This is a genomic window from Streptomyces sp. NPDC034099 (assembly GCF_055575415.1).
Window position 1 is genome coordinate 123,068 of the sequence record NZ_JBVISR010000007.1, and the last position, 21,984, is coordinate 145,051.

A 21,984-nucleotide genomic window follows, 5' to 3' on the forward strand; every position below is an offset into this window, starting at 1 on the left:
CCGGACGGCCCCGCAGGCGCTGATGGACTGCGCCGACGGCTTCATGTCCACGGAGGACTGGCCGGGCGCCCGCGAGCGCTACCAGCGGCTGCTCGACGAGTACCCGGACGACGCCCACGCGGACGCCGCCCGCGCGGGGGTCGGGAAGGCGGGGCTGGCGATCGAGCTGGACCGGATCACCGAGCTGGTCGCGGCGGCGGACGGCATGGGCTCCGGCTACTGCCGGAAACCGGCGAAGTACTCCCAGGCCCCCGCCTACCGCAAGGGCCGCACCCGCGCCGTGTTCGTCGGCGACACCGAGTACACCGCCAAGCTGCCCGAGGCGTGGCGGACCGACACGGCCCACGCCTCCCTGGTGGTGTGCACCGGCGAGGCGGAGGCCGGGGACGTGGTCGAGACGTGCCGGTACCGGGACCACAACGGCCACATCGGCAGTGTCAGGTTCAACAAGCTGGCGGTCCGGGTGAAGGGCTACGCGCTCAGGACCGGGAAGCTCGTCGTCGACCGCACGGTGCAGCTGGGCGGCGAGAGCTGCCCCGGTGTCCTCGGATACTTCGACGCGCTGCCGTCGCGGATGGCCGTCACACCGTCGAACGGCGACGTGCGCGACGCCTTCGGACCGGTGGTCGGCCGCTGACCCGACCGCCCGGTCGCGATCGCGGGGGTTGACGGGCCGCCGGCGGGGCACCCAGGGGCACTGTGCGCGGACGGGACGGAATCCTGGTGACCGGCTGGTTCAGCTTCCTGCACGGGGAGGCGACGGCCGGGGACGTGCTGGCGCTGGCGCGGGTGGAGCGGGTGCTGCGGGACGCGGGGCTGGCGTACGACGTCGTGTGGAGCCCCGGTTTCCGTGCCGACGGCACGCACTTCGACGACCTGGACCCGGCGGCGTACTCCCGGCTGGTGTTCGTGTGCGGGCCGGTGCACGGGCCGCAGGTCGAGGAGTTGCACCGGCGGTTCGCGCACTGCGTGCGGATCGCGGTCGGGGTCTCCGTGGTCGATCCGGACTCCCCGGCCGTCACCGGCTTCCACCGGGTGCTGGCCCGCGACGCCGCCGGGACCGGTCCCGGCCTGGACCTGGCGGCCCGCGCTCCGGCGCTCCCGGCGGTGCCCGTCGTCGGGGTGGTGCTCACCCACGGGCAGCGGGAGTACGGGGGCCGACGGCGGCACGAGGAGGTCGCCGCCGTGCTGACCCGCTGGCTGGCCGGCCGGGACTGTGCCCGGCTGGAGCTGGAGACCCGGCTCGACGCCCACGACTGGCGGCTGTGCGGCACCCCGGCCCAGCTGGCGTCCGTACTGGCCCGCCTCGACCTGGTCGTCACCGACCGGCTGCACGGGCTGGTGCTCGCGCTGCGGGCCGGTGTCCCGGTCCTGGCGGTCGACCCGGTCGAGGGCGGCGCGAAGGTGACGGCACAGGCCCACGCCTGCGGCTGGCCGGCGCTGGTCGCCGCCGAACGGCTGGCCGGGGCGTCCGCGGAAGGGGTGCTGGAACTCTGGTGGCAGTGGTGCCTGGCCGAGGGGCGGGCGGAGGCGGCGCGGGTCGGCGCGGGGTTCCGGGCGGCCGACCCGGTCCGGGACCCGGCGGACGGCCTGGTGGCCGCGTTGCGGACCGCGTCGGCGGGCGGCGGCACGGCGGCGCCGGAGCCGCCGCGCGGTTAGCCGCCGCGCGGTTAGCCGCCGCGCGGTTAGCCGCCGCGCGGCACGGGCACTCGGCGGGGGTCGGTCCGCCCCCAGGGGAGGAGACACCATGTCCATCGGCCGGCTCCCCGACCACGAGCAACGCGTACTCGACGAGGTCGAACGGGCCCTCAGCCGCGACCGCCGCCTCGACCGGCGCCTGCGCACGCTGAAGCTCCGCCGCCTCCCCGATCCCACCCGCCTGGCGGCCTGCCGCCCGCGCACCCCGACCGTCCTCCTGCTGCTCGCCGTGTCGGTGACGCTGATGGTCGTCGGCATCGTCACCTCCGCGCCCGGCGTGATCTGGGCGTTCGCCGCCGTGTGGCCGGTGACGCTGTTCGCGGTGTTCCGGCTGCTGTGCCGGTGGACGGAGGGTTAGCGCCCTCGACCGCGTCCCCGGCGGGTCAGCCGGTGTAGCTGCGGGCCGTCGAGCCGCGCTGGGCGGGTTCCAGTGCGCGCAGGCGGGCCTCGACCTCCGGCGGCAGCACCCGGCGTTCGCGCAGCACCCACGGCAGGGCGGCCGTCGCCTCCGCGAAGGCGCGCAGGGACGCGCCGTCGCGGGGGACGGTGCGGGCCAGGTGGAGGGTGCGGCGCAGGGCGGGGCCGGCCGGGCGGCGCAGCCAGGTGAACCACAGGGTGTTGCGGATGCCGTGCGCCCTGCGCACGGTGGAGTCCCGCACTCCGGACGGGTGGTGATGGATCGTCAGGTCGTCGGCGTACGTCAGCCACCAGCCGTTGGCGGCCAGGTCGGCGGCCAGCAGCTCCTCCTCGCCGCCCAGCCACAGCCGGGGGTGGAAGCCGCCCGCGGTCCGGAAGGCGTCGGTGCGCAGGACGGTCGCGGCGGCCAGGAAGGAGCCGAGCGCCGGTCCGGGGAGCCAGTCGGGGCGGGGCACGGGCGAGTCGCGCAGTTCCTCGACGATCGGGTCCTCGGTGCCGTCCGGTTCGACCAGGATGCGGGCGGTGACCGAGCCGACCGCCGGGTAGCGGTCGAGCAGGTCCGCGGCACCGGCCAGGGAGCCGGGCGCCCACCAGGAGTCGTCGTCGCAGAACGCGACGTAGGGGGTGGTGACCTGACGGACGGCCAGGTTGCGGCCGACGGCGCCGAGGTTGCGGCCGGGGCGCAGGAGCCGTACGCCGGGGTGGTGGCGGGCGACGGCGGTGGCCGTGCCGTCGGTGGAGCCGTTGTCGGTGACGATCACCCGGGGTTCTTCGGGGAGTTCGGCGAGCCGGTCCAGGGTGCGCAGGAGTTCGGGGCACCGGTTGTGGGTGATGACGACGACGGTGGTCCGGGTGTCCGTCATGAGGCCGCTCCGTCGCCTTCGTCGAGGAGGCGGGCGGCCCGCTCCACGTGCGGGGGCAGGGGCCTGCGGGAGCGCAGGGCGGCGGGCAGGCGGGTGAGCGTCTCGTGCAGGGCGTGCCGGGCGTGCGGGTCGCGGCGGGCGTCGGCGGCGAGGGCACGGGTGCGGGCCAGGGCGTGCGGGAGGGGGCGGCGCAGCCAGGCGGTGAGGAGTTCGTTGCGGCGTACGACGGCCGGGCGGCCGGTGCGGGGGCGGGGGTCCGGGTGGTGGTGGGCGACCACGTCGGGGCAGTGCGTGACGCCCCAGCCGCGGGCCGCGAGGTCGTAGGCGAGGAGGGTCTCCTCGGCGCCGAAGAACAGCAGCGGGTGGTAGCCGCCCGCGTCGAGGTACGCGGTGCGGCGGGCGACGGCGGCGCAGCCGAGGAAGCCGAGCACCTGGGTGCCGGGCAGGTCGGTGGCGGTGCCGAGCGGGGAGTCGGCGAGCAGGCCGTTGAGGGGGTCCGCGGCGTCGGCGGGGCCGACGAGGGTGCGGGCGGAGAGCAGGCCGAGCCGGGGGTGTTCGTCGAAGTGCCGGGCGGCGGCGCGCAGGGAGCCGGGCGCCCACCAGGAGTCGTCGTCGCTGAACGCCACGTACGGGGTGTCCAGGGCGCGGACCCCGTGGGTGCGGGCGAGGGCGCCGCGGTTGACCGGCAGGGCGAGGACGCGGACCTGGGGGAAGTCGCGGGCCAGCATGGCGCGGGTGTCGTCGGTGGAGGCGTTGTCGACGACGAGGACCTCGGGCCGCTCGGGCAGGGCGAGCAGGTGGCGCAGGGTGACGGCGAGGCTCGCGCGGCGGTCCCGGGTGGCGATGACGATGCCGACGGGGGCGGATTCCGTGGGGTCGGGGCGGGCCCGTTCGCGGGTGGCCGTCGGGCCGTGGTGCGCGGGGTGGTTCATGGTCCCTCTTCCGGGGCGTCCGGGGTGTCCGGCTCGGCGAGTGCGTCGAGCGCGCGCAGTACGGCGTCGGGGGTGATCCGCAGCAGGGCGGGGTCGGTGCGGCGGCCGTGCGGGTCGCCGTCCGGGCCCGGGTGCCACAGGGCGCGGTGGCGGGGGTGGGGCGGCGGGCCCCACCGGCGGGGCGGGACCGGGCCGAAGAGGGTCACTGAGGGCGTGGCGTGGGCGACGGCGAGGTGGGCGATGCCGGTGTCGCCGCTGACGACGGCGCGGGCGCCGGCGACCAGGGCGGAGAGCCGGTCGTAGGGCAGGCCGCCGCCGAACACGTCCGTGTCGGGCAGGCCGGCGCGCTTGGCCAGCCGGGCCACCAGGTCCGCCTCGTCCGCTCCCCCGGTGACCACCACCCGGCGTCCCCGTGCGCGCAGCGCCTCGGCGACGGCCGCGTACCGTTCCACGGGCCAGCAGCGGGAGGGGGCACCGGCGCCGGGGTGCAGGACGACCGCGCCGGGGGCGGGGGACGGCGCGTCGGGGCGGGGCAGCCGCAGGTCGGTGGGGTCGGCGTCGATGCCGTAGGCCCGCAGCAGCCGGCACCACCGCTCGCGCTCGTGCTCCTCGGCGTACCAGGGCGGGCCGTCCACCTCGGGGGTTCCGGGGTGCGCGAACGCCAGCAGCCTGCGCGGGCGCAGCCGGGTCAGCAGGCGGTGACTGGGCGGCCCGTTGCCGTGCAGGTCGATGGCGACGTCGGGGGGCGGTCCGGTCCAGTCGAGGGCGCGCGGGACGGCACGGCCGGGTGCGGCGGCGGGCAGCACCCGGTCCACGGCGCCGGTCGCGGCGGCCACGGGGGCCAGTTCGGCGGGGGTGGCCAGCACCAGCTCGTGCCCGGGGTACGCCCGCCGCAGCGCGCGCAGGGCGGGCACCCCGGCCAGCAGATCCCCGAGCCCGAGGGCCCGCAGCACGAGCACCCGGGGCCGCCCGTCCTCGCCCTCGTCCCGCGCCGGGGACACCGTCTCGGCGGTCGGCGGATGCACGGGGTCCCCGGTCACCGGCCCACCGGCCGAACCCGGAGACGGGAGGCCGCCGTCCTCGGCGCCCGGCCCGAGCCGGGTCGTCGCGGCGGGCGCGCGCTCTGCCCGGCCGCCCGGGTGCGGGAAGCTGCCTTCAGGACCGGCCACGGCCACCGCCTCGCCGCCCACCGGTCCGCGACGGACCGGCCCCCCTCCACCCTCCGTCCGGTGTCCGCGGGGCCCGGTCGCCCGGGGCCGCGGGTTCCCCGGCGCGGAGTCCCGGCCGAGAGGAGCGCGGGCGCGTCCCCGGACTCCCCGCCTCATCGGGCCCCCTCGGCACGGGCCGCCCGGCCGAGCGGCGACGGGCCGTGGAACGTGCCCCGGGGCCCGGTGACCTGGCGGGCCGATGCCGCCCCCGGTGACGGGCAATCGCGCCCGGGCGGCGCGATCGGCGCGGGCGGCGTGTTCAGCGGCGGGGCGCCTGCGCGGGAGCGGGCGCGGGGCCGTTCACGGGTCGCGGCCGTCATCGGGCCCCCTCTGCCGCGCGGGCCAGCAGGGCGGTGGAGGAGCGGCCGTCGAGGTAGGGCAGGAGGACCGCCTGGCCGCCCCACTCCTGGAGGAGCGCGGCCTCGGGGAGGTCGGCGCCCGCGTAGTCGCCGCCCTTGACCCAGACGTCGGGGCGCAGGTCGCCGAGGAGGCGTTCGGGGGTGTCCTCGTCGAAGACGGCGACGGCGTCGACGCAGGCGAGGGCGCGCAGCACCCGGACGCGGTCGGCGAGGGGGTTGACGGGGCGGCCCCCGCCCTTGCGGCGCCGGACGGAGGCGTCGGAGTTGACGCAGACGACCAGGCAGTCGCCGAGCCGCCGGGCGGCCTGGAGGAGGCCGACGTGTCCGGCGTGCAGGAGGTCGAAGCAGCCGCCGGCGGCGACGACCGTGCCGTGCTCGGCGCGGATCCGGGCGGTCAGGGCGCCGGGGTCGTCGGTGTCGGGCGGCGAGGCGGGCGCCGGGCCCGAGTCGGCCGGGGGCACGGCGGCCGCGCCGCCCGCGGCGACGAAGGCGGTGGCGGCGCTCACCGCACCCTCGACGGCCTCACCCACCAGCGCCCCGTCGGCGAGCAGTCCGGCCGCGGTGGCCGCGAACCGGTCCCCCGCGCCGCAGGAGTCGCCGTGGTGGGCTGCGGGCGCGGGCATGAGGAGGGGGTGTTCGCCGTAGGACAGGAGGGCGCCGCACGAACCGAGGGTCACCGACACCGCGGCGGCCCGCCAGTCCCGTACCAGTGCGGCGGCGTCGAGCGCGGCGGCGCGCAGTCCGCCGCCCGGGCGGTCCCGGTCCGGCGCGAAGCCGTGGGCCTCCTTCTCGGCGGGCGTCACCAGGCGGGTGCCGGGCACCGGCGGTCCCCCGCGCGGGTGCGGGTCCCAGACCAGCGGCGGGCGCGCGGCGAGCACGTCGCGCAGGGCGTCCGCCGCGCCCCGGCCGTAGTCGGAGACCAGGACGGCGCGGGCGGACCGCAGCGCGTCGCGGGCCTCGTCCGTTGCCTCGCGGACCCGGCCGCCGCCCCGGTCGAGGCGGACGACGGGACGGTCCTGGGCGAGGACGCGGGTCTTCTCCGGCACCGTGCCGGTCAGGGGCAGCGGGACCAGGGTCAGCCAGGGTGCGAGCAGCTCGCGCAGGGCGAGCCCGGCCGGGTCGTCACCCATGCCCGCGATCAGGGTGACCTCGCGGCCGTCGCGGGCGGCGAGGTACGCGGCGAGGGCGGCGCCGCCCGGGCGGACGCGTTCGGCGCACTCCGAGACGACCGGGACCGGCGCGTCCGGTGCGAGCCGGTCGGCGGAGCCGGTGAGGTCGCGGTCGAGCAGCGCGTCGCCGACCACGACCAGCGGTGTCCTGTCGGCCATGTGTCCCGTCACCTCCGCTTCCGCTGCGCCGCGCGCCCCGCGCGACCCGTGCTCCGTACGCCCCGTGCGCCGCGCTCCAGGGCCGCGTCGAAGGCCGCGCAGATCATGTGGACGGCGACCAGGTGGATCTCCTGGACGGTGGCCGTCGAGGGCGCCTCGACGCACAGGGACTCGTCGCTGCCCGCCATGAGCGGGTTGGGGGCGCACCCGGTGAGCGCCCAGACCCGTACCCCGGCCGCGCGGGCCGCGTCGGCCGCGGAGAGCAGGTTGGCGCTGGCGCCGGAGGTGGACAGCAGCATCAGGACGTCGCCCTCGCGGCCGTGGGCGCGGACCTGCCGGGCGAACACCTCGTCGACGCCGTAGTCGTTGGCGATGGCGGTGGTGGAGGAGGTGTCGGCGTGCAGGGCGATCGCGGAGAACGGCGGGCGGTCGTCGCGGTAGCGGCCGACGAGTTCGGCGGTGAGGTGCTGGGCCTGCGCGGCGCTGCCGCCGTTGCCCGCGGCGAGCAGCCGGCCGCCGCCGCCGAGTACGGCCGCGAGCCGCTCGCCCCAGCGCTCGGTGATGTGCGCGGAGGCGCGGAACGCCCCGAGTGCGACCTGGAGTTCGTCGCAGTGCCCGACGACGGGCGGGTGCACGGTCATGACGCCACCTCCGTCGACACCGCGTGCTCGGAACGGGTCAGGCGGTACACCTGTTCCGCGCCGTCGGCGACGCGCGCCCAGGTGTAGTGCCGCAGGACGCGTTCGCGGCCGTTGCGGCCGTACTGGCGGCGCAGCCGCTCGTCGGCGAGGAGTTCGCGGGCGGCCTCGGCGACGGCAGCGGGGTCCTGCGGGGTGACCAGGCGGCCGGTGACGCCGTCGGCGACGGAGTCGCGGTGGCCGCCGACGTCGGTGGCGAGGACGGGTACGCCGCACGCCATGGCCTCCAGCGGCACGATGCCGAACGGCTCGTACACCGGGGTGCACAGCACCAGGTCGGAGCTGCGGAGCAGGGCGGGCATGTCGTCCGGGTCGACCGCGCCGAGCAGCCGGACCCGGTCGGCGACGCCGGCGCGGCGGGCGATGCCGGTCAGGCGCTGTGCCTCGGGTTCGGCCTCCACGGCTCCGGCCGGCGGGCCGCCCGCGATGAGGAGTTCGGTGTCGGGGATGTGGGCGAGGGCGCGGACGGCCAGGTCGTAGCCCTTGCGCGGGACGAGTCGTCCGCAGGCGAGGAGCCGGTGCCGCAGGCGTCGCTCGGGGGTGCGGCCGGTGTCGGCGGCGGGGTGGAAGTGCTCGGCGTCCACGCCGCAGGGCACGACGGAGACCTGCCGGGGCGGCACGCCCATGTTGCCGAGTTCCACGACCTCGTCGGTGCAGGTGGCCAGCACCCGTTCGCAGGTCCGGCCGAGCTGCCGTTCGATGCCGATCCGCTCGTAGGGGCTGGTGTCCCGCATGCCCTGGTGGCGCCGCTTGACGGTGCCGAGGGCGTGGAAGGTCTGGACGAGGGGGATGCCGTGCGGGCCCGCGCCGATCTGCGAGGCCATGCCGGACATCCAGAAGTGGGCGTGCACCACGTCGGGCCGCTCCCGGGCCCAGGCGCGGGCCAGGTGGGCGCCGAAGGCGGGCATGTGCGGGAACAGTTCGTCCTTGGGGACGGACACGGGTGGCCCGGCCGGTACGTGTTCCACGACCGCGCCGCCGGGCAGGGGCACCCGGTCGGGCAGGTCGGTGGCGTCCCGGCGGGTGTAGACCGTGACGTCGTGGCCGCGCCCCGCCAACTCCTCGGCGAGACGGGCCACGTAGACGTTCTGTCCACCGGCGTCCACGCCGCCGAGCGCGGCGAGGGGGCTCGCGTGCTCGGACACCATGGCGATCCTCATCGGGTCACCTCCTTGAGCAGCCGCTCCCAGTCGTCCAGGAAGCGGGGCAGCCCGTAGTGGGCCAGGGCCGCCGCACGGGCCGCCTCGCCGACCGCCCGCGCGTGCAGGGGGTCGGCGAGGAAGTCGCGTACGGCGTCGGTCAGTACGTCGATGCGGTTCGAGACCACTCCCGCGCCGGGCGGCACGGCTTCGGTGGCCTCGGTGGTGGCGAGGGCGACCACGGGCATGCCCAGGTGCATGGCCTCCAGCAGGGACAGGCCGAGGGAGGTCCAGCGGACGGGGTGGACGTAGACGCGGCGGCGGGCCAGCTCGGTGTGCAGCTCGCTCTGGGGGACGTCCCGGGTGCGGCAGCGGCCGGGGTCGACGCCGAGGTGCTCGGCGAGTCCCTCGGTGCGCATGCCGAACACGTCGAGCGGCGCCGCGCGGGTGAACTCGGGGAGCAGGTCGGTTCCGGTCGTACGCCCGCGCCGGATCGGCTCGTTGACGACGACGGCGGCGCGTTCCAGCTCGCCGGTCCAGCGGTGGCCGGGGTCGACGATGCCGTGCTCGACGACGGCGGTCGGCGTCGGACCCGCGTCCCACATCAGCCGGTTGAAGTGGGTGACGTGGACGAGGGTGACGCCCGGGATGTCCGCGGCCGGGTGGCGGGTGCGGGGCACGTCGCCGTCGGGGGCGTTGTGCTCCAGGTAGACCAGCGGCGGGCGGCGGCCCAGCCACCGGTCGACCAGGTCGAGTTCGTGCGGGCGCTGGAGGATCACGAGGTCGATGTCCTCGTCCCGCAGCCGCTCCGGCGGTACCTCCACGACGGAGTCGGGCCAGTCCCAGGTGCGGGCGCGGCCGAGGCCGTCGGGGCCGCGGTCGGGGGTGACGGGGACGAGGTAGGTGTGCGGGCCCTGCACGAAGGCCGTGGTCCACGACCCGTGCACGTGCCAGATGAGGATCCTCATGTCTCCCCCAGCAGTTTCTCGACGGCGGCGGCCACGTCGGTGGCCGTAACGGTGTTCAGGCAGGGGTGGCCGGGGACGGGGCAGTCGCGGGCCCTGCTGCCGGCGCAGGGCGCGTCCTGGTCGCCCAGCAGGACGTAGGGGACGCCGTACGGGCGCCAGCGCTCGGCGGGTACGACGGGGGCGAACAGGGAGACGACGGGGGTGCCGACGGCGGCGGCGAGGTGGGCGGGCGCGGTGTTGCCGGTGACGACGACGGACGCGCCCGCGAGGACGCCGGCCAGTTCGGCGGCGTCGGTGCGGCCGCCGAGGTCGGTGCCGTGCCTGCCTGCGACGTGTGCGGTGAGGTCGCGCTCGCCGGGGCCGCCGGTGACCAGCACACGGTGTCCGGCGGCGGCGAGTTCGCGTACGGCCTCGGCGGCGCGCTCGGGGCTCCAGGCACGGGCGGGGACGCTGGCGCCGGGGTGCAGGACGACGTACGGGCCGGGCCCTGTCAGGGCGGCGGCGGGGGGCGGCGGGTGGACCCGGAGCCGTCCGTCGTCGGGGCACGGGAACCCGGCCGCCTCGGCGAGGTCCAGTGCCGCCTCGGCCTCGTGGGCGTGCGGGGCGCGCCGGTGGCGCAGGTCGAGGAGCGATCCGGGGTAGTCCACGCTGTCGGCGGCGATGTAGCCGACGCCGGCGAGGCGCAGCACCAGGGCGGTGGGCAGCGGGGACTGGTGGAAGGAGGTGAGGACCAGCGCGGTGTCGGCGTCGATCCGCTCCACGAGCGCGTCGATGTCGTCCCGTCTCACCTCGGGCGGCTCGAACCCGCCCCACGGCGCCTCCCACACCAGCACCTCGTCGACGCCGGGCAGCAGCCGGGCGGCGGGCGCGCCGCGTGACCCGCACAGCAGGGTGACGTGGTCGGCGCGCGCGGCGACGGCCCGCACGGCGGGTCCGGCGAGCAGCACGTCGCCGAAGCTGTCGAGCCGGGTGACGAGCGCCTTCATGACGGCCTCCCGCGGTCGCGGTCCGGGGCCGCCGTCCCTCCGGGGGCGACGTCCGGTCCACCACCGCTCGCGTCCGCGACGGGCCCGCTCGCGCCCCCTTCGGCGGTGGCGCCGTCGCGGCTCCGGCTGCTCGGCTTCGAGTCGGACCCGCTTCCGCCCGGCCCGGTGGCGGCGTCGTACGACCGGCCTCCGGGGACCGGCCGGTGGGCGGCGTCGCGGGGGGCGAAGACGCCTCGTCCGGGAGCCGTGGCGGACGGGGTCTCGGCAGGACCGGACCGGTCGTCGGCTGCGGTGGAGGTGGCGGCGGTGACAGTCCGCGGACCGACCTCCGGGGCCGGGCGGTACGCCGCCTCGATGGGCCGCTCGTTCGCCAGGACCCGGCCCGTGGGCGGGCCGTCGAGGACCGCCCGTACGGCGGTGAGGAGGTCCGGGGCGACGTGGGCCGCGGCGGCCGTCTCCTCCGGGCGGGTGCGGTCGTTGGGGACGAGGATGCCGTGGGCGCCGGCGCGTTCGGCGGCCTCCATGTCCGCGCCGATGTCGCCGACGACGACGCAGTCGGCGGGGCCGGTGCACACGCGTCCGGCGGCCCACAGGACCATGCCGGGCTGCGGCTTGCGGCAGTGGCAGCCGTCGTCGGGGCCGTGCGGGCAGACGGCCCAGACGTCGAAGGGGCCGATCAGGTCGTCGATGCGGCGGTTGACGCGCCGGACGTCGCCGTCGCTGATCAGGCCGCGGGCCACGCCGGACTGGTTGGTGACGACGCCGACGCGGATGCCGTGGGCGCGCAGCAGCGCCACCGCCTCGCGGGCGCCGTCGACGGGGCGGACCCGGTCCGGGTCGCCGTTGTAGGGGACGTCGTGGACGAGGGTGCCGTCGCGGTCGAAGAGGACGGCCTTCACGGTGTGGCCGGCGGGGCTCATGCGGCCACCTCCCGCCAGGCGGGGGCGGCGCGGTGCCGCCACAGTCCGCTGAGCCGGTGCCAGGTCGCGGCGGGCGGGATGAGCGCGCTGGTGACCAGCATGGTCGTGACCTCGTGCCGGGTGCGCGGGCCGGGCGCGATGCGGGCCCAGGCGAACTCGGCGGTGCCCGCGGCCCAGCCGGCCCCGGCGAGGGCGGCGGCCCGGGGACGTCCGGCCGCCGCGAGGGCGAGGGCGGCGGTACCGGCGGCGGTGATCGCCGCGTGGCGCCGGATCCGGCCCCGGGGCGCGACCGCCTTGGCCCACCAGTCGGGGCCGTGCAGCCGCCGCATCAGGGCGTCGTCGGCGTTGCCGCGCTGCTGCTTCAGGGAGACCCAGCGCGCGGCGGGCCGTACCGGGTGGCGGGTGGTGCGGCGGCCGCGCCGGATGCGCCAGCCCGCGTCGAGGACGCGCAGCGCGAGGTCGGCGTCCTCGCGGAAGGCCCGGGTGAAGCGCTCGTCGAAGCCGCCGACCTGTTTGAGCACGTCGGTGCGGTAGGCCATGTCGGCGGTGATCCACCGGGCCTGGGCGAGACCGGCGGTGCCGCGCTCCCAGTCGGTGGGGCGGCGCTCCCCCGGCAGCGGCACGGCGATCACGCCCTGCACGGCGCCGGTGTCGGGGGCCGCTTCGGCGAGGTCCTGGATCAGCTGGTCGCACCAGTGCGGGCCGACCTGGACGTCGTCGTCGAGGAAGGCGGTCCAGGGGGAAGTGACCGCGCGGACACCGGTGTTGCGGGCGGCGGCCGGGCCGCGGCCGCCGCTGCGCAGCACCACCGTGCGTTCGCGCAGGTCGCCGAGGACGGTCAGGGCGTGTTCCAGCGCGCCCGGGTCGGCGTCGGGTTCCGGCCGGTCGTCGACCAGGACGATCTCGTCCGGGTCGGGACCGTGCGCGGCGACCAGCGCGGCCAGGCAGTCGGCCAGCGTGTCGCGCACCAGGGTGGGGACGACGACGGCGTAGCCGGTGCGCGGGCCACCGGTTCCGGGGGCGGTGCTCATGCGAACGCCCGTCCCCGGCGCACCGCGAAGGGGCCGATGGCCAGCAGGTCGACGGGCGCCGAGCCGAAGCACTCCAGCGCGTCGCGCGGGTCGTCGACCATGGGCCGCCCGGCGGTGTTGAGGCTGGTGTTGACGACGACCGGCAGCCCGGTGCGCCGTTCGAAGGCGGCCAGCATCCGCGCGACGAGCGGCTCGCGGCGTTCCTCGACGGTCTGGATGCGGGCGGTGCCGTCGACGTGGACGACGGCCGGGATGCGCGCGCGCCAGGCCGGGTCGACGTCGTGCACGAAGAGCATGTACGGGCTCGGGATCGGGCCGGTGAAGATGTCGGCGGCCCGGTCGGCGAGCACCATGGGCGCCACGGGGCGGAACTCCTCGCGGCCCTTGACGTGGTTGAGGCGTTCCAGGTTCTCCGCGCGGCCGGGGTGGGCCATCAGGGAGCGGTGCCCGAGGGCGCGCGGCCCGAACTCGCTGCGGCCCTGGAACCAGGCGACGACGCCGTCCCGGGCCAGTTCCTCGGCGACGGTCTCGGCGATGTCGTCCGGCTCCTCGTAGGGGATCGCGGCGGTCTCCAGCCAGGCGCGGATCTCGTCGTCGCGCCAGCCGCGGCCGAGGTCGGCGCCGGGCATCGGCTCGGGCGCGGCTCCCTCCTGGGCTGCGGCCACGTGCAGGGCGCCGCCGAGGGCCGTGCCCGCGTCACCGGCGGCGGGCTGCACCCACACGTGCCGGTACGGGCCGCGGGCGGCGATCTTGGAGTTGGCGACGCAGTTCAGGGCGACGCCGCCCGCCATGGTGAGGGCCTCGCCCCCGGCCTCGCCGTGCAGCCAGTGGACGAGTTCGAGGAGCAGTTCCTCCAGTACGGCCTGGGTGCTCGCGGCGAGGTCCGCGTGGTCCTTCGTCCAGTCCTCGCCCTCGGCGCGCGGCGGGGCGAGGGCCGCCCAGTCGACTCCGTGGGCGCGGAAGCCGCCGTCGCCGGTGGCGTGGACGTGCTCGCGGAGCCGGGCGAGGTGGCGGGGGGTGCCGTAGGAGGCGAGGGCCATCACCTTGTACTCGTCGCTGCTGCGCAGGAAGCCGAGGTGTTCGGTGAGTTCCTCGTAGACGAGGCCGAGCGAGTGCGGCAGCGCCTGGGTGGCGAGGACGTCGAGCTTGCCGTCGCGGTAGCGGCCGGCCAGGTGGGAGGCGGACTCGCCGCGGCCGTCGAGGACGAGGACGTCGTTGTCGGGGTGCGGCGAGGCCGGTCCCGCGGAGGCGGCGTGCGCCACGTGGTGCGGGACGAAGACGACCCGGTCCGGGTCGAGCCCGGGCAGCGCGTCGGTGAGGAACTCGGGGGCCCGGCGGGCGTACTCGAGCCGCAGCGGGTCCCAGGGGTCGTCCAGGCCCAGGTCGCGGGCGGGCCGGGCGAGTCCGGGGTCGAAGGAATAGGCGACGGCGTCCAGGTCGCCCGGCCGGATCCCGGCGTGCTCCAGGCACCACCGCGCGGACAGTTCGGGGACCTCCCACGCGGAGAACGGCACCGGGCGCTTGCCGTGCTTGCGTCGGCTGAACCGCTCTTCCTCGGCGGCCGCAACGGTCCGGCCGTCGACGACGAGCGCGGCGGCCGGGTCGTGGAACAGGGCGTTGACACCAAGGATGCGCATGGGGCGGGCTCCTCTCTCGGCGTGGCGGGTGCCGCGGGCCAGTTGCCTCAAACACTTGGAGACAGGTCACTTCCGGAGATAAACCGATTTGTCACCGTAAGTGACCTTCCTGGGTGTGCGTCAGGCGGCGACGGCGTGCGCGAACCAGCCGATGGTCCGCTCCAAGCCCTCGTTCCAGCTCACGCTCGGCCGCCAGCCCAGCCGTTCCCGGGCCAGGGTGGTGTCCGGCTTGCGCCGGCCGGGGTCGTCGACGGGGCGTTCGACGAAGCGGATGCGGGAGCCGGAGCCGGTGAGGTCGACGATCCGGCGGGCCAGTTCCAGCATGGTGATCTCGTCGTCGCCGCCGATGTTCATCGGCCCGGTCTCCCCGGACGCGGCGAGGGCCAGGACGCCCGTCACGGTGTCGTCGACGTAGCACAGGGAGCGGGTCTGGCCGCCGTCGCCCGCGACGGTGAGCGGCATGCCGTCCAGCGCCTGTGCGATGAAGGTGGGGACGGCCCGGCCGTCGCCGGTGCGCATGCGGGGGCCGTACGTGTTGAAGATCCGGACGATGGCGGTGTCGGTGCCGTGCACCTGCCGGTGGGCGGTGACCAGGGCCTCGGCGAAGCGCTTGGACTCGTCGTAGACGCTGCGCGGGCCGATCGGGTTGACGTTGCCCCAGTAGGTCTCGCGCTGCGGGTGTTCCAGCGGGTCGCCGTAGACCTCGGAGGTGGAGGCGAGCAGGAAGCGGGCGCCGTCGGCGTGGGCCCGCTCCAGGGCGTTGCGGGTGCCGGTGCTGCCGACGTCGAGGGTCTCCAGGGGCAGCCGGAGGTAGTCGACGGGCGAGGCCGGGCAGGCGAAGTGCAGGACCAGGTCGAACCGGCCGGGCAGGCCGCGCAGGGCCGCCGGGTCGGTGGCGTCGCCCCGGACGAACCGGAAGCCGCGCCGTCGTTCCAGGTCGGCCACGTTGGCGCGGGAGCCGGTGGCCAGGTTGTCGAGGCAGACGACGTCGGTACCGGCGTCGAGCAGGCGGCCGCACAGGTGAGATCCCACGAATCCGGCTCCGCCGGTCACCAGGGCCCGGTGCCAGGTGCGTCCGCTTCGGGGGCCGGCGGCCCCGGGGCTCTCGCTCACGGGCTTCTCCTCACTCTCACCGTCACGTATGTGTCGGTTTGAGTAGCCCGGCCGCCCCTCACCTATCTCGAACAGTTATTCGAGAGGGCACTATGCACCACGTATATACACGCAGCGTATAGTCCTCGCATGCCTTCGCTGACCAGGAAGATGACAAAAACGGGGACCAGGTTGCGTGTGCTCGCGACCTTCGCGGCCGCGGCCTCGCTCACCCTCGCGCTGAGCGGCTGCACGAAGCTGGAGACGCAGTCCCCCAGCTCCGTCCGCAACACCGCCGACGCCCAGGCCGACTCCCGTGCCGATGGCAAGGCCGACGCGTCCGGTGCCCAGGCCCGCGCGGGCGGAATCGGCACCGTGGACTGCGCGCACGCCAAGTGCATCGCGCTGACCTTCGACGCCGGACCGAGCGAGAACTCCGCCCGGCTGCTCGACATACTCAAGGAGAAGCGGGTCCCGGCGACCTTCTTCCTGCTCGGCAAGCGGCACATCGACACGTATCCCGAGCTTGTCAGGCGCATGGCCGACGAGGGCCACGAGGTGGCCAGCCACACCTGGACCCACAAGATCCTCACGGACGCCGAACCGGACGAGATACGGGACGAGCTGGAGCGCCCGAACAAGGAGATAGAGCGCCTCACCGGCAAGCGCCCCACCCTGATGCGCCCGCCGCAGGGCCGCACGGACGACACGGTGCACGACATCAGCCGCGAGCTGGGACTCGCGGAGGTGCTGTGGACCGTGACCGCCAAGGACTACAAGACCAACGACTCCGACCTGATCACCGAGCGGGTCCTGGACCAGTCGTCCCGGGACGGCATCATCCTGCTGCACGACATCTACGACGGCACCGTGCCCGCCGTGCCCGGGATCATCGACGCGCTCAAGAAGCGGGGCTACGTCTTCGTGACGGTCCCCCAGCTGATGGCCCCGGGGAAGGCCGAGCCGGGCAAGGTGTACCGCTAGTACCGGGGTGCGTTGCCTACGATCGTCCGGTGGCCGTCTTCTCGCTCGAACGCACCGTTCCGCTCGCCCCGGCCGAGGCCTGGCGCCGGCTCACCCGGTGGGAGCGGCACGGCGACACCGTGCCGCTGACCCGGGTCACCGCCGGACCGCCCGGCCCCACCCGCCGGGGCACGCTGGTGGTGGCCCGCACGGGGGCCGGACCGCTCGCCTTCGCCGACCCGATGGAGGTGACGGTCTGGCAGCCCCCGCGGGAGGACTCCCCCGGCCGGTGCCGGCTGGTCAAGCGCGGCCGGGTGGTCCGGGGCTGGGCGGAGATCGAGGTCGCCGCGGGACCCGGCGGCCGGGCACGCGTCGGGTGGCGCGAGGAACTGGACGTCCGGCTCCTGCCGCCCCTCCTCGACGGCCTCCTGGGCCGTGCGGGGCGCCACGTCTTCGGCCACACGGTCGACCACCTGCTCCGCCGGCCGTGAACCGGGGGTTGCGGGCGGGGGACGGGCCGCGGACGAGATCGCGCCGCGCGCCTCGCGGACGCCGTTTCCCGCGTACCGTGCCGGCATGTCTCTCAGAACGCGCACCTTCACCCAACTGTCCCTCGCGGGTGCTTTGTTGGCACTGGCCGTGGCGGCACCGACCGCCTCCGCCGCCGACCGCGGCCACTCGGTCCCGCTGCGCATCGCCACCTACAACATCCACGCCGGGGCGGGCTCCGACGGCGTCTTCGACCTCGACCGGCAGGCCGCCGCGCTGCGCGCCCTCGACGCGGACGTGATCGGCCTCCAGGAGGTCGACGTGCACTGGGGAGCCCGCAGTCAGGGGCTCGACGTGGCCGGGGAGCTGGCCCGGCGGCTCGGCATGCGGGTGTCCTTCGCGCCGATCTACAGCCTCGATCCCGTGACGGCGGGAGAACCCCGGCGCGAGTACGGCGTGGCGGTGCTGTCCCGCTTCCCGGTCCGTTCCGCGGCGAACCACGAGATCACGCGCCTGTCCACGCAGGACGAGAATCCGGTGCCGGCCCCCGCGCCCGGATTCGGCGAGGTGACGCTCAAGGTCCGCGGGGTGCCGGTGCAGGTCTTCGTGACCCACCTCGACTACCGGGCGGACCCGGCGGTGCGCCGTGCCCAGGTCGCCGACACCCGGCGGATCATGGCCCGGGAGCGGGCGGAGCTGCCGGGCGCGCACCAGTTCCTGCTGGGCGACTTCAACGCCGAGCCCTCGGCACCCGAGCTGGCCCCGCTGTGGAAGGAACTGCGCGACGCGGGGGCGGGCACGCCCGGCACGTATCCGGCCGAGGCCCCGGTGAAGCGGATCGACTACGTGACCGTCGGCAAGGACGTACGGGTACGGAACGCCACGGTCCCGATCGAGCCCACGGCCTCCGACCACCGCCCGGTGGTTGCGGACGTCTCCCTGCCCAGGAGAGTGCCCGGCCGGGGATGAGGCCGACCCCTCGGAGCCCCCGGCAGGGGCCGGATCGCCGGTACCGGCGTGCTCGTCGCCCGGCTCCACAACCGGTCCCTCACCGGATCACCCAGACCCATACGGGACAATCACCGCCGTGTGACTGCCTCGGCGCTTGAACAGTTCCCATCAGGGCTTGGAGCTGGGCCGGCCGGGGATGTGACTGAGAATGGACTTGGAGAAACCACCGTCGACGCAGACATCCTGGCCGGTGACATATCCTGCCAGCGGGCCGACAAGAAACTCGATCACGTTCGCGATATCCATCGGTTCGCCTATTTTCGCCAACGGGATAATTTCTTCCCTTGCCTTCTTGACTTCGGGGTCGAGGTACATTTGTTCGGTCATCTGCGTGCGCGTCATGCCCGGGGACACCACGTTCACGCGGATTCCGTCAGGAGCCCACTCCAGTGCGAGTGTCTGAGCCAACAGCGTGAGCGCGGCCTTGGTCGGACTGTAGGCACCCGATCCGGCATGCGGGAGCTGGCCGGACATCGAAGAGGTGAAACAGGCGGACCCGCGACTGTCCTTCAGGTGCGGGTAACTTGCTTTGGCAAGCAGCCACGCCCCGCGGAGGTTGACGGAGAACATGTCGTCCCAGTCTTCGAGGGAGAGATCCTTGAGCGCGCCAGGGCTGGCGATTCCGGCGTTCGCCACCAGCGCGTCCAGGCCGCCGAACTCGTCGACCGCAGCGCTTACCAGCCGGCCGGGCACGTCGGGATCACCCAGGTCTCCGGTCAATGCGATGGCTTTGCCGCCCATCGACTGGATCGATCGGACGACCTCGTCCTGTCGCGCGTTCGCCGTGAGGCCGGATACCGCGATCATCGGCTGCTCGCCACGGGCCAGCGCCGCCTCTGCGAGCCTCAGGCTTGTGGCCGCTCCGATGCCGCTGCTTCCGCCACTGACCAATGCCCTCATTGCACACTCTCCTTGCATATTTCCGTCTTCGATGCCCCTCGGAGTCACCCTGAACCCCGAGGCGCTGAAATCACTGTCCGAGGTTCCAACCCTTTTCAGTGAGGTCACGCATCGCCTTCGCGAATTCCTTAAGGGTGTTCTTTTCCCGGATGATTTCGAGCACTGCGTTGTCCACCCCGATTGTTTCCCGGACTGCTGCACCCAGGCCGTTCCAATCGATCACCCCAGTGCCGATGGGGTCGTGGCCCCATGTCTCCGTACCCGTGTCGGAGATATGCATGAGTGCAACCGATCGGTGGTGCGAGCGCAGACCCGATACGGGATCCTCCCCGATGTAAGCAGCGTTCGCGACGTCGTACACGATTTTCAGTGCGTCATCGTCGACCGTGCCGACGATGTCCGCCAGTTCCCCAATCGTCGGAGCAAAGCAGTAAGGGGTGTTCTCGAAGAGAAGTCGCTTTCCCGCCTGCTTGGCCAGCGGGATCAGATCGTCCAGGCTTTCGTACATCCACTCGTAGACCTTCTCGAGTGGAGGGGAGATCATTGGGCGCCGTGTGCCGGGTGAGATCACGACTTCAGGGACGTCCCAAGCCACCGCAAGATCGATCACCGAGGCGATGTGCTCGATGCTCTTCCGGCGCATGCCGGCAGCAGGACTGGCCAGATTGATGTCGTATCCGCCGGCGTTCAGGGATCGGATCCTGGCGCTGTTCTCGTTGAGTTTCGCCAGGATTGCCGAACGCTCGGAGCTGGAGATCTCTTCCGGCCAGCAGTGGGGAGAGCTGATGGGAACCTCGAAGGTGTTGTACCCGTTCCGGGCCAACTCCGATATCGCATCGATCGCCGTTGTCGACCAAAGATATGAAAAAGTGTTGATGATCATGTGCGTTTCCGTTCACTCTTTGAGGTGTCCCGCGTCCCGCGCTCGGGAGCACGAGCGGCTACGACCGGGACTCCTTGTACGGGGCGGGGGCTGAACCAGCAGCAGTGGACGAGTCCTCGCTCGTGACGACGGCGAGGGTGTCGGTCGCGGAGACGATCTCCCGCGGGACACGGCTGCCGGTCTCCGGGAGCGTGAAGTAGACGACGAGGCACAGGGCGACGACGACGATCATGTAGATCGCCACGTACATGGGCCGTCCGGCGCCGACGAACGCGGACGCGATGAGGGGTGCGGTGCCGCCGAAGAGGGCGATGACGATCTGATGGGCGAATCCGATTCCGGAGACGCGGACCGAGGCGGGGAACAGCTCGGCCTGGATGGTGGGGTAGACGCCTTGCCAGATTCCGAGGACAACCCATCCGGAGGCGGCGACGACGACGTAGACACCGAAGCCGGGCGTCTGCAGCAGGAGAAGGAGAGGATAGAACAGGACGATCATTCCGATGGCGCCGATGATGGGGAAGATCTTCCTGCGACCGAGACGGTCGGAGAGGTAGCCGCTGGTGGGGACGACGACAACCAGCAGGGCCAGGCCGATCACGCTGCCGGCAAGGGTGGAGGACAGGTCTCGGTCCGAGGTGAGGTTGGCGTAGGTGGGCAGGAACGTCGCCCAGGTGTAGTAGGCCACGGCGGGAGCGGAAAGGGCAGCAGTCTGCAGGATCGCCATCGGGTGCTCGCGGAGCAGCTCGAGGAGCTTCGCGGGTGCGGACTTCTGCTCGGCGAGCGTGCTGGCGGCCTCGAACTCCGGAGACTCGTCCGAGCGGGAGCGGAGGATCAGTCCGGCGACGCCGATCACACCACCGATGATGAAGGGGATCCTCCATCCGTAGGACTCCAGGGCGTCGTCGGTGAAAACGGAGGTGACGGCGGCTGCGGCGCCCGTTGCGGCGAGGGTTGCCAGCCCACTGGCCATGTTGGTGAAGGAGCCGAACAGTCCGCGCCGGTCGGCCGGCGAGTGTTCCACCATGAACGCGATGGCGCTCTGTCCCTCGGCGCCGGCGGAGATGCCCTGGAGGATACGGGCGACGACGAACAGGATCGGCGCGAAGTAGCCGATGGTCGCGTACGGGGGTGTGAACCCGATGATCAGAGCGCCGAGTGTCATCCCCGAGACCGCGAGAGACAGGACGCGTCGGCGCCCGTACCGGTCGGCGAGCGGAGAGATCATGATGCCGCTCAGGGGCCGCACCACGAACCCGATGGCGTAAGTGAGGAAGGCGGCGATGAGGGACGCGAACTGGGAGCCCGAGGGGAAGATCTGCGCGGAGAAGACAGCGGCCAGAAGACCGTATACGTACCAGTCGTACCACTCGACGAAGTGCCCGACGGTCCCGGCGAGCAGGTTGCGTATCCGTCGCTTACGCGGGACAGGGTCTGCGCTGCCGGGGGTGGATGCGCTGGGCGCGCGACGTGGAGCCGACATTGAATTCTCCTTTGAATTTGGTCGCGAGTGAGCATCCCAACGCCCCGGCCGAGGGTCGCTGAACCTGTTGAAGGGGTGTCCGCCTGTCTAGGCGGAGAGTTCCTCGTCCGCGACGAGGTAGGTGTAGCTCGGCCAGCTCCGGGAGATGTCAGCCGCGGCCGCGATCAGGGACGGCGACAGCTCGGCCATGCGCGCTCGGGTCATCCGTACCGAGGGGCCCGCGATGCTGATCGTCCCGGTGGCCTCGCGGCCCGGTCCGGCTCCGTGGATGGCGGCCGCCACGGCACTGATGCCGAGGTCCATCTCCTCAATCGTCGTGGCGTACCCGCGGCGACGGACCTCGTCGAGTTCGGCCTGGAGAGCGGACCGGTCGAGGGGGGACCTGGGGGTGGCGTCGAGACGGCTCGCGTGCGCCAGCACGGTCTCGACTCGGTCCGGAGAGAGAGTGGCGAGCCATGCCTTTCCGGATGCGGTGGCGTGGGGGACCGCGTCCTGGCCCATGACGGGGTCGATGCGGAGGGACGAGTTCGCCCCCTGGGCTTTGGCGATCCACTTCAATGAGTCGTTGGTGGCCACCGCCAGGCGAACGAGCTCTTCACACTCCGCCGCGAGCGAGTCCAGGCTTCGCTGAGCCCACGTTTCCACCGCTGACGAGGACAGCTGGCGCAGCCCCAGGGCGCCGAGGCTGTGAGTGGCGAAGTAGCTGGAGGTGCGGGGGTCCTGATTCACATAGCCCGCGTCGGCCAGGGCGGCGAGGAGGCGATGAGCGATGGCCTTGTTGACGCCCAGGCGTTCAGCGATCTCCGTGATGCGTCGGCCTTCGGGATGCGGCGCCAGCAGTTCGAGCACACGCATTGCATGTGTGACGTGATCGGCCAGTGCCATGTCTTCGTCTCCTCGCCATCGTGGATACGCCCGCGCCGTCTGTAACGGTGTTACGAAACGTCACACGCGTCCGCCGCAGCTGTCAAGAGCAACG

21 protein-coding genes and 1 pseudogene are annotated in these 21,984 nt (G+C 74.1%); 6 read left to right on the forward strand and 16 right to left on the reverse strand.

What is annotated here, in order from left to right:
- Positions 1-22 precede the first annotated feature (22 nt).
- The 3 genes from ACZ56V_RS21235 to ACZ56V_RS21245 all read left to right on the forward strand — a co-directional run bounded on the left by ACZ56V_RS21235 (position 23) and on the right by ACZ56V_RS21245 (position 2,056).
- Positions 23-637 (forward strand): hypothetical protein, encoded by a 615-nt coding sequence (locus ACZ56V_RS21235; RefSeq protein ID WP_468944289.1) that lies wholly within the window; start codon positions 23-25, stop codon positions 635-637.
- A gap of 86 nt (positions 638-723) precedes the next feature.
- Positions 724-1,659, forward strand: coding sequence for a polysaccharide pyruvyl transferase family protein (locus tag ACZ56V_RS21240; protein WP_468944292.1), 936 nt, complete (start codon positions 724-726; stop codon positions 1,657-1,659).
- A gap of 88 nt (positions 1,660-1,747) precedes the next feature.
- Positions 1,748-2,056, forward strand: coding sequence for a DUF3040 domain-containing protein (locus ACZ56V_RS21245; protein ID WP_398913391.1), 309 nt, complete (start codon positions 1,748-1,750; stop codon positions 2,054-2,056).
- Between the two features lie 25 nt (positions 2,057-2,081).
- Here the strand turns inward: ACZ56V_RS21245 and ACZ56V_RS21250 are convergent, their stop codons facing one another.
- The 12 genes and pseudogenes from ACZ56V_RS21250 to ACZ56V_RS21305 form a co-directional block, all read right to left on the reverse strand.
- Positions 2,082-2,978 carry a glycosyltransferase family 2 protein gene (locus ACZ56V_RS21250; RefSeq protein WP_398913393.1) on the reverse strand — a complete coding sequence of 299 codons (897 nt, stop codon included), beginning with the start codon at positions 2,976-2,978 and terminating at the stop codon, positions 2,082-2,084.
- Complete coding sequence (locus tag ACZ56V_RS21255) at positions 2,975-3,910, reverse strand: glycosyltransferase family 2 protein (protein ID WP_468944296.1); 936 nt, start codon at positions 3,908-3,910, stop codon at positions 2,975-2,977. The genes ACZ56V_RS21250 and ACZ56V_RS21255 overlap by 4 nt, the downstream gene beginning before the upstream one ends.
- Complete coding sequence (locus ACZ56V_RS21260) at positions 3,907-4,935, reverse strand: glycosyltransferase family 9 protein (protein WP_468944672.1); 1,029 nt, start codon at positions 4,933-4,935, stop codon at positions 3,907-3,909. The genes ACZ56V_RS21255 and ACZ56V_RS21260 overlap by 4 nt, the downstream gene beginning before the upstream one ends.
- Positions 4,936-5,434: 499 nt before the next feature.
- Positions 5,435-6,805, reverse strand: coding sequence for a D-glycero-beta-D-manno-heptose 1-phosphate adenylyltransferase (gene rfaE2, locus ACZ56V_RS21265; RefSeq protein ID WP_468944299.1), 1,371 nt, complete (start codon positions 6,803-6,805; stop codon positions 5,435-5,437).
- 8 nt (positions 6,806-6,813) lie between these two features.
- Positions 6,814-7,446 (reverse strand): SIS domain-containing protein, encoded by a 633-nt coding sequence (locus tag ACZ56V_RS21270; RefSeq protein WP_398913399.1) that lies wholly within the window; start codon positions 7,444-7,446, stop codon positions 6,814-6,816.
- Complete coding sequence (locus ACZ56V_RS21275; protein WP_398913401.1) at positions 7,443-8,663, reverse strand: glycosyltransferase family 4 protein; 1,221 nt, start codon at positions 8,661-8,663, stop codon at positions 7,443-7,445. The genes ACZ56V_RS21270 and ACZ56V_RS21275 overlap by 4 nt, the downstream gene beginning before the upstream one ends.
- Positions 8,660-9,610, reverse strand: a complete 951-nt coding sequence (locus tag ACZ56V_RS21280; protein ID WP_398913403.1) for a glycosyltransferase — start codon at positions 9,608-9,610, stop codon at positions 8,660-8,662. Before ACZ56V_RS21280 ends, ACZ56V_RS21275 begins: the two co-directional genes overlap by 4 nt.
- A complete protein-coding gene (locus ACZ56V_RS21285; RefSeq protein ID WP_398913404.1) occupies positions 9,607-10,596 on the reverse strand; it encodes a glycosyltransferase family 9 protein in 990 nt (329 codons plus the stop codon). Before ACZ56V_RS21285 ends, ACZ56V_RS21280 begins: the two co-directional genes overlap by 4 nt.
- A gap of 341 nt (positions 10,597-10,937) precedes the next feature.
- Positions 10,938-11,516 (reverse strand): annotated as a pseudogene (locus tag ACZ56V_RS21290) (D-glycero-alpha-D-manno-heptose-1,7-bisphosphate 7-phosphatase); the annotation flags it as partial.
- Entirely contained in the window at positions 11,513-12,547 is a 1,035-nt protein-coding gene (locus ACZ56V_RS21295; RefSeq protein WP_398913406.1) for a glycosyltransferase, read from the reverse strand. The pseudogene ACZ56V_RS21290 and the gene ACZ56V_RS21295, both read right to left, overlap by 4 nt.
- A complete protein-coding gene (locus ACZ56V_RS21300) occupies positions 12,544-14,184 on the reverse strand; it encodes a carbamoyltransferase family protein (RefSeq protein ID WP_467380978.1) in 1,641 nt (546 codons plus the stop codon). Before ACZ56V_RS21300 ends, ACZ56V_RS21295 begins: the two co-directional genes overlap by 4 nt.
- A gap of 120 nt (positions 14,185-14,304) precedes the next feature.
- Positions 14,305-15,297 (reverse strand): NAD-dependent epimerase/dehydratase family protein, encoded by a 993-nt coding sequence (locus ACZ56V_RS21305; RefSeq protein WP_398913409.1) that lies wholly within the window; start codon positions 15,295-15,297, stop codon positions 14,305-14,307.
- Positions 15,298-15,426: 129 nt separating this feature from the next.
- Between ACZ56V_RS21305 and ACZ56V_RS21310 the strand changes: the two genes are divergently transcribed.
- The 3 genes from ACZ56V_RS21310 to ACZ56V_RS21320 all read left to right on the forward strand — a co-directional run bounded on the left by ACZ56V_RS21310 (position 15,427) and on the right by ACZ56V_RS21320 (position 17,697).
- Positions 15,427-16,260, forward strand: coding sequence for a polysaccharide deacetylase family protein (locus ACZ56V_RS21310; protein WP_468944306.1), 834 nt, complete (start codon positions 15,427-15,429; stop codon positions 16,258-16,260).
- A 29-nt stretch (positions 16,261-16,289) separates the two neighbouring features.
- Positions 16,290-16,730, forward strand: coding sequence for an SRPBCC family protein (locus tag ACZ56V_RS21315; protein WP_468944308.1), 441 nt, complete (start codon positions 16,290-16,292; stop codon positions 16,728-16,730).
- 85 nt (positions 16,731-16,815) lie between these two features.
- Positions 16,816-17,697 carry an endonuclease/exonuclease/phosphatase family protein gene (locus ACZ56V_RS21320; RefSeq protein WP_468944311.1) on the forward strand — a complete coding sequence of 294 codons (882 nt, stop codon included), beginning with the start codon at positions 16,816-16,818 and terminating at the stop codon, positions 17,695-17,697.
- Between the two features lie 150 nt (positions 17,698-17,847).
- Here the strand turns inward: ACZ56V_RS21320 and ACZ56V_RS21325 are convergent, their stop codons facing one another.
- From ACZ56V_RS21325 to ACZ56V_RS21340, 4 genes are all read right to left on the reverse strand, one after another.
- Positions 17,848-18,639 carry an SDR family NAD(P)-dependent oxidoreductase gene (locus ACZ56V_RS21325; RefSeq protein ID WP_398913416.1) on the reverse strand — a complete coding sequence of 264 codons (792 nt, stop codon included), beginning with the start codon at positions 18,637-18,639 and terminating at the stop codon, positions 17,848-17,850.
- A 70-nt stretch (positions 18,640-18,709) separates the two neighbouring features.
- Entirely contained in the window at positions 18,710-19,522 is an 813-nt protein-coding gene (locus tag ACZ56V_RS21330) for a sugar phosphate isomerase/epimerase family protein (protein ID WP_468944314.1), read from the reverse strand.
- Between the two features lie 58 nt (positions 19,523-19,580).
- Positions 19,581-21,005 carry an MFS transporter gene (locus ACZ56V_RS21335; protein ID WP_468944317.1) on the reverse strand — a complete coding sequence of 475 codons (1,425 nt, stop codon included), beginning with the start codon at positions 21,003-21,005 and terminating at the stop codon, positions 19,581-19,583.
- Between the two features lie 87 nt (positions 21,006-21,092).
- Positions 21,093-21,890: an IclR family transcriptional regulator gene (locus ACZ56V_RS21340; RefSeq protein ID WP_398913422.1), complete on the reverse strand. Its 798-nt coding sequence runs from the start codon at positions 21,888-21,890 to the stop codon at positions 21,093-21,095.
- Between the last annotated feature and the right edge of the window lie 94 nt (positions 21,891-21,984).